The organism is Paenibacillus sp. RC84, assembly GCF_041260495.1.
Classification (GTDB): Bacteria; Bacillota; Bacilli; order Paenibacillales; family NBRC-103111; genus Paenibacillus_F.
The window spans coordinates 794505-800855 of the sequence record NZ_JBGBYL010000001.1 but is presented as its reverse complement, the minus strand read 5'-3'; the positions used below and the strand labels follow the sequence as shown (position 1 = coordinate 800855).

Annotated in this window: 7 protein-coding genes; all 7 read right to left on the bottom strand. The window is 51.0% G+C overall.

What is annotated here, in order from left to right:
• Positions 1 to 155 precede the first annotated feature (155 nt).
• Complete coding sequence (locus ABH899_RS03735) at positions 156 to 1583, bottom strand: ArnT family glycosyltransferase (protein ID WP_369994051.1); 1428 nt, start codon at positions 1581 to 1583, stop codon at positions 156 to 158.
• A gap of 10 nt (positions 1584 to 1593) precedes the next feature.
• A complete protein-coding gene (locus ABH899_RS03730; protein WP_009674964.1) occupies positions 1594 to 1956 on the bottom strand; it encodes an SMR family transporter in 363 nt (120 codons plus the stop codon).
• Positions 1953 to 2735: a glycosyltransferase family 2 protein gene (locus ABH899_RS03725; RefSeq protein ID WP_218228540.1), complete on the bottom strand. Its 783-nt coding sequence runs from the start codon at positions 2733 to 2735 to the stop codon at positions 1953 to 1955. Before ABH899_RS03725 ends, ABH899_RS03730 begins: the two co-directional genes overlap by 4 nt.
• 289 nt (positions 2736 to 3024) lie before the next feature.
• Entirely contained in the window at positions 3025 to 3378 is a 354-nt protein-coding gene (locus tag ABH899_RS03720; RefSeq protein WP_369994048.1) for a four-helix bundle copper-binding protein, read from the bottom strand.
• Positions 3379 to 3465: 87 nt separating this feature from the next.
• Positions 3466 to 4236, bottom strand: coding sequence for a DUF2087 domain-containing protein (locus ABH899_RS03715; RefSeq protein ID WP_369994087.1), 771 nt, complete (start codon positions 4234 to 4236; stop codon positions 3466 to 3468).
• A 141-nt stretch (positions 4237 to 4377) separates the two neighbouring features.
• Positions 4378 to 4794, bottom strand: coding sequence for a YlbF/YmcA family competence regulator (locus ABH899_RS03710; protein WP_009674934.1), 417 nt, complete (start codon positions 4792 to 4794; stop codon positions 4378 to 4380).
• A gap of 32 nt (positions 4795 to 4826) precedes the next feature.
• Positions 4827 to 6311, bottom strand: coding sequence for a tRNA (N6-isopentenyl adenosine(37)-C2)-methylthiotransferase MiaB (gene miaB / locus ABH899_RS03705; RefSeq protein ID WP_009674948.1), 1485 nt, complete (start codon positions 6309 to 6311; stop codon positions 4827 to 4829).
• Positions 6312 to 6351 lie beyond the last annotated feature (40 nt).

The following is a 6351-nucleotide window of genomic DNA, read 5'->3' as shown; positions in this document are numbered from 1 at the left end:
CGGCTGCGTTAAGCGGCTGCGTTAAGCGGCTGCGTTAAGCGGCTGCGTTAAGCGGCTGCGTTAAGCGGCTGCGTTAAGCGGCTGCGTTAAGCGGCTGCGTTAAGCGGCAAACCAAAAGAAAGCAGGACCCTGCATGCAGGGTCCTGCTTTCTTTTTCAGTTCAGCCGGTAAATGTCATAGCCGCCCTCTACGGGAATTTTCTCGAACTTCGCGTTAAGATAGCGGCGCAGTTCCCCGGCCTTATCTCCGTCAATCTGCCCTTTGAGCGGAACAAAATAAGCCGCTCCGCCCGCCCGGAAATATTCCAGCTCTTTGACCGGATCGTCCGGGATGGAATTAAGCACCCTCCAGCCTACCCGGTGGCTGGCGTTCAGGAGCGAGGGGTCGTCGGTGCCGACGACAATGAGATCGCCCGGCTTTGTCAGCCGTTCGACCGCCCGGGCCTGCTCCAGAATGACGGTTTTCTCCTTCCCGTAATCGGGATTCATCATAAGGGCGCAGGCCCATCCGATTCCCGCAACGACGACTGCGGCGGGAATCCAGCCGAACCGGAGCTCCGTCAGCCGGCCGATCGTTTTCGCGGCGAGCAAAGCCGCCACCGGAGCAAAGAAGATCAAATAATAATCGAATTTGATCACCGCCACGATTGTGGCCAGCTCCAGAAGCATCGCCCACCCCCACACGCGGACGGGGATATCCTTCTGCCGGAAGCCGGCAAGCAGACCCGCGGCCGTCAGGGCCAGAAGCGGCCAGGTAAAGGCCTTTGGCAGCTCCCGCAGGAAAAAGTCCCAGGTTTCGGGGGTAAACAGCGCCGTCGCCATTTTCGGGAAAATGTGCTTCGTCGCTATCCCCGATACGAATTGGAATTCCGCTATGGACGAGGCCCAGGCGTAATACAGGGCGGGAAGGCCGAGAGCCAGAACCGCGAACAGCCACAAGCGCCAGTTCAGGACCATTTTCCCCTTATACTTCGCCGCCGCCATGAAAAGCATGGGAATGCCGACGAAGACCGTCGGAACCTTGAGCGAAATCGCCAGCGCCGTAAACAGCGCCGCGGTAAGCACAAAAGCGGTGCCGCCCTTGCGGATCCACACCGTGAACGCATAGAACGCGCCGAGGTAAAAAAACAGCGATGCCGCTTCCGGCATAATGGCCCGGGAATACGTCACCGCAACCGGTAAGATCCCGTACAGCAAAACCGCGATCCAGGCTGTCCGCTTCGTATAAAACGAACGGGCGATCAGGTAAAGAAACCACGCCGAGCCCATAAAAAATGCCAGAGGCACGAGCCTGGCCAGCCAGTACTGGTACCCGAACAGTTTGTACAAAATCGCAATCAGAAACGGGGTAATCTGAAATTCCAGCTCCACATAATTGGGAAGCGGCCCCTGATAATTGAACTGCGGATAGAAAAGATTAAATTTAGTTTCCACAAAATGGCGGGCAATCGATTCCGTATCCGACTGTCTCCATGAATCGATTTCATACGGTGAATTGGTTATGTATGGAATTCTCAGCGCAGCAATCGCAATAAACAAGAGGGCGGTTATGAGCCACGCAGGAATGCGCGTCTTGTGTTCCATGCGCTTCTCCTTATTTATTAATGATAATGATTCCGATTATAATCACGGCCATACCGACCAGCTTTTGCATCGTAAACGTCTCCTGGAACCATAGAAACGACATGACGAACACGATCACGTAGCTCAAGCTCATCATCGGATACGCATAGCTCAGTTCTACCTTGGTGAGCACCTTGACCCACAGCAGAAAGCTCGTTCCGAACAAAATAAGTCCGATCAGGATTTCGGGCGTTTTGACCATCCGGAATACATCCGGAATCAAGGTGGCCGGAGCCAGCGAGAGTTCGCCCAGACGGTTCGCCCCCGCCTTGAGAAGAACTTGCCCGACCGCTCCCATACCGACCGATAATAAAATGACCCACAGTGCGCTCATACGGTACCCTTCACTTTCTTTTGCGTCCCCTGCACAGGGGGTTTAACTTTCATCAACAGGCGGAAATAGCCCGCAATCGTCCGCTTTACGTTCATTTTGCTGCGGCCGACTTTTAAATGGTATTCCAGCACGAGCGGATACTCCCCCGCTTTAATTCCGATTTTACTGAACCGGGCCATCATTTCGGCCATACAATCGAAACCGCTGGTCGTGATCAGTCTTTCTTTGTAAAGGTTCATAGCCTGGTTGAGATATCCGATCCGGTATGCGCGAAAGCCGCTCGAATAATCATGCACCCCCTCGATCGGAAAAAATAACTTGAAAAACACCATCGCCCCGCGGCTGTAGAGCCTCCGGAGAAACGACAAGCCCAGCTCTTGGCCCCCTCTGGCAAAACGGGACGCCACAACCAGATCCAGCTTGTTCTCCTTCAGTTTCGCGACGAGCGCCGGAATCAGGTTCGGATTATGCGTATTGTCCGCGTCCAGCGTCACAAGCACATCGCTCGGCTGGTACTCGCTGGTTACAAATCGGACCAGGGTGTTCATGGCCTCCCCGAGTCCGCGGTTGCGCTCATGGTCGATAACTTGAAGCCATGCATAGGTTCGGCATGCTTCCTTCAAGACCCCGGCCGTTCCGTCCGAGCTTCCGTCGTTGACCACGACCACGCGAAAAGCCTCCCCAAACTGCACCGACAATTGTTCCAGCTTCGGAAGCAGTTTAGGCAAGGCATCCTGTTCGTTGTAGGCCGGGAGCCCCACAATAATAGTTTCCTTCATAAACGATAACTCCTCAGGCAACAAAAATTAGGTCTTCTCTATGATTACAGGCACATCAGCAACATTTACCCAAATAAAAGCGGATTGAAACAGGCTTTCAGTCATAGACGTAATGCGGGAAGGAAGGTTGCACTTTCGGGCATTCTTTCCCTCATTATAACCTTAACTGCCCCATTCCGGTCACCCAATTATTAGTATATTTTAATAGTTTTTACATCTTGTTTTACTTCTTTCCTCGCTTGTGGAAACTAAAAAAAGAACCCATGCGGGGTTCCCTTTTTAAACTGTCTTAAGCAGCCATTCTACGGCAAGCTTCCGCGCAGGAGCGGCATACTTTGGCGCACTCTTGGCAGTGCTCATGTTCATGTTCCGCGCATTCTTTGGCACAAATTTCGCAAACCGTCGCGCATAGATTGCAAATTTCCACAATGAACGGGCTTTGACGGGTCATGGCCGATGCCGCATAGGTACAAATGTCCGCGCATTCACGGGTCAGCCTGATGCACGAGGCCATATGGGAAGCGTGGTCTTCCTTCAGACAGGCATCGAAACAATAATTGCAAGTTTTGATACAATTTATACATTCTTCGATACAGCGTTGAACTTCTTCGTTAACGCCTTCATGGGTCATATCATAGGGCATGGTTATATCCTCCTTTGTCTCTAGCTGCTGCTATACGGATATTAACCTTTTTTGGTGAATTTGACCCAAGCCATGCTTCCTGTTGTCTTAACGGGTTACCCAATACGCGCTTCCGTCGTCATGGCGCTTCATAAAGCCGTATTCGATAAGATACCTGCGGATGGTCACGTAATCGTGCCACGCTTCTTTCAGAACCTCGTTCACTTCTTTTTCCGTGTACTTCCGGTCCGCTTCAAATCTTGTTGCCAGCTGCCGCAGGATAGCGATCTTACGCTTCTCTTTTTTCGGAAATTTGTTGAGCGGCCCGTCTATCCCTTCCGAAAAATAAAGTTTCAAAAACTGTTCGTTCTCCTGCTCCGTAATCGCGAATCTTTCATCAAGCACCGTAGCGCTTTTCGGAACGGCAATAAAGGAGGGCGCTTTACCGGCATCCGGCCGCTGATCCAGGAGCCCCATAAGCGCCAAATACACTTTAGCCTGCTTCTCCCGCTCCCTCATCGTAAACCGGTGATTACGGATGGTTGAGGTGCTTCCGCCGCCAAGTGCTCCCACAATCTCTTTGTCCGACAAGCCGTCGTGAAAAAAACCGAGCAGTTGCTTCTGCAGATCCGTCAGCCCCGTCAGTTTCTTATTCAAGTTGAGCAGGTAATGAAACATGGACCCATGCTCGGCGGCGATATGCCGGGACGCAAACTTTTCGGCTTCGTAAAACGTCTCGTCTTCCCGGTAAATGATCCCTTTAGTGAACGATTTCCCGCAAACCAGACACACATATGCATCTTCCTGATCCGAGAAAATGTATCCCCGTTTGATTTCCTCCGTCGACGCATTCCAAAAAAGCTCTGAAACATCTTTCAAATCAAACACCTTCAATCCTCGTCTATATTTATATAAACAATTTATAATATTGTTTGTTTTTTGTCAACTAACCATCAAAGGAATATACGGCAAAAAAGCCGCTCCCGCAACCGGAAACGGCCTTTCTGTAACAGGAACATTTTATTCGCTGCAGCTGGAAGGCGGTTGTGCCGAACCGGACTCCACCGTGATTTTGTCCGCAATAGTATCCCGGATCACGCCCATAACGAGTTGAAGCAGGTAGTTAATATCCGCCTGGGATTGCTGAAATTCACTGACGATCGGAATATTGTCCAGCTCATCCTGCAGGTCCTCGATTTCCTTCTCGATCTTTTTGACCATAATTTCGTTGTCGAATTTCTCGAAAGCGACAATTTCTTTCTGCTTTTTCTTCATGGCTTGAATCAGAGACTGAATGTGCTCGTTCTGGTTGATCTGTTTTTCGGCTTGTTGAAAAAACTGTACCTCGGAAGAGGTGGTAAGAAGCTCCGCCAGCTCTTTCGTTTTCGCCAAAATATCTTCTCTTACGATCATTTCGGTATTCGTGTAATGCTCCATCCTGCACACTCCGCTTCTTCATTATGGCGTTCTTAGCTTAACATTTGCAGAGGCTCCGCGACAAGCTCGCCTTTTACCAGCCAGGTTTGCGGTTCCGTCACGCGTACATGGGCGAAAGATCCGATGAGATTCTTGGATCCTCTAAAAAGAACGAGTTTATTCGTCCGGGTCCGTCCGGAGAGGACCTCCGAATTCTTCTTGCTCTCTCCCTCAACAAGAACTTCGACCACTTCACCGCGAAGCTTCTCGTTACTTTCCTTACTGAAAGCTCCGAGCACCTCATTGAGCCGGTACAGACGTTCTTTCTTCACATCCTCGGGAACGTTGTCTTCCATTGCGGCAGCCGGCGTTCCTTCACGAGGGGAATAAATAAAAGAATAAGCAAAATCGAACCGGACTTCCTTCACGAGAGACAACGTCTCTTCAAACTGCTCATCCGTTTCTCCCGGGAAACCGACGATAATATCCGTGCTGAGCACCACGTCGGGTATAGCCGTCTTGATTTTGCGCACAAGATCCAAATACAGCTCACGGCTGTATTTGCGGCTCATTCTTTTCAGCACTTCGGTGCTTCCCGATTGGACCGGCAGATGGATATGCTCCATCAAATTGCCTTTGTGCGCGAGCACCTCGACCAGATGATCGTCAAAGTCACGCGGGTGCGAAGTGGTAAACCGGATTCTCGGCACATCAATTTTACGCATATCCGCCATCAGATCACCGAAGGAATACGAGATATCCTCGAAATCTTTGCCGTAAGCATTGACGTTCTGTCCGAGCAGCGTAATTTCCTTAAATCCTTGACGGGCCAGATCTCGCACCTCCGCCAATACGTCCTCCGGACGGCGGCTCCGTTCCTTGCCGCGGGTGTACGGCACGATACAGTACGTGCAGAACTTGTCGCAGCCGTACATAATGTTGACCCAGGCGCGCATGCCTTCCCGCTTCTTGGGCAGGTTCTCGATAATGTCGCCTTCTTTGGACCACACTTCCACGACCATTTCCTTGCTTAAGTAAGCATCCTGCAGAAGGGCCGGAAGCCGGTGAATGTTGTGGGTGCCGAATATGAGATCGACATGCCCGTGTTTTTGTAAGATCCGCTTAACGACGCCTTCCTCTTGCGACATGCAGCCGCAGACTCCGAGCACCAGATTCGGCTTCTCCAGTTTGAGGTGCTTCAGATGCCCCAGTTCGCCGAACACCTTATCCTCCGCGTTCTCCCGGATCGCGCAGGTGTTCAGAAGGATCACATCCGCTTCCTGCTTCTCTTCCGTTGAGGTATAGCCCAGCTCCTCGAGCATGCCTTTCATCGTTTCGGTATCATGTTCGTTCATTTGACAGCCGTACGTGCGGATCATGTACCGCTTGCCTTGGCCAAACTCCTTCATCTCTTCCGGAATGTTGAAATCATACAGCACTTCAATGTTTTCCTTGCCGCGTTTTTTCGCATCCTTATAAGAAGGAGGTTGAAAATAGATCGAAAAATCCTTATCGGATTTAGCGGTTTTCACCGTCATTTCGCCATTCCTCCTGAATATTCCAAGCTAGACTCATAAA

Coding starts and splice junctions, on each gene's coding strand:
- ABH899_RS03735 (WP_369994051.1), bottom strand. CDS start 1,583: ATGGAACACAAGACGCGCATTCCTGCGTGGCTCATAACCGCCCTCTTG.
- ABH899_RS03730 (WP_009674964.1), bottom strand. CDS start 1,956: ATGAGCGCACTGTGGGTCATTTTATTATCGGTCGGTATGGGAGCGGTC.
- ABH899_RS03725 (WP_218228540.1), bottom strand. CDS start 2,735: ATGAAGGAAACTATTATTGTGGGGCTCCCGGCCTACAACGAACAGGAT.
- ABH899_RS03720 (WP_369994048.1), bottom strand. CDS start 3,378: ATGCCCTATGATATGACCCATGAAGGCGTTAACGAAGAAGTTCAACGC.
- ABH899_RS03710 (WP_009674934.1), bottom strand. CDS start 4,794: ATGGAGCATTACACGAATACCGAAATGATCGTAAGAGAAGATATTTTG.
- miaB (WP_009674948.1), bottom strand. CDS start 6,311: ATGACGGTGAAAACCGCTAAATCCGATAAGGATTTTTCGATCTATTTT.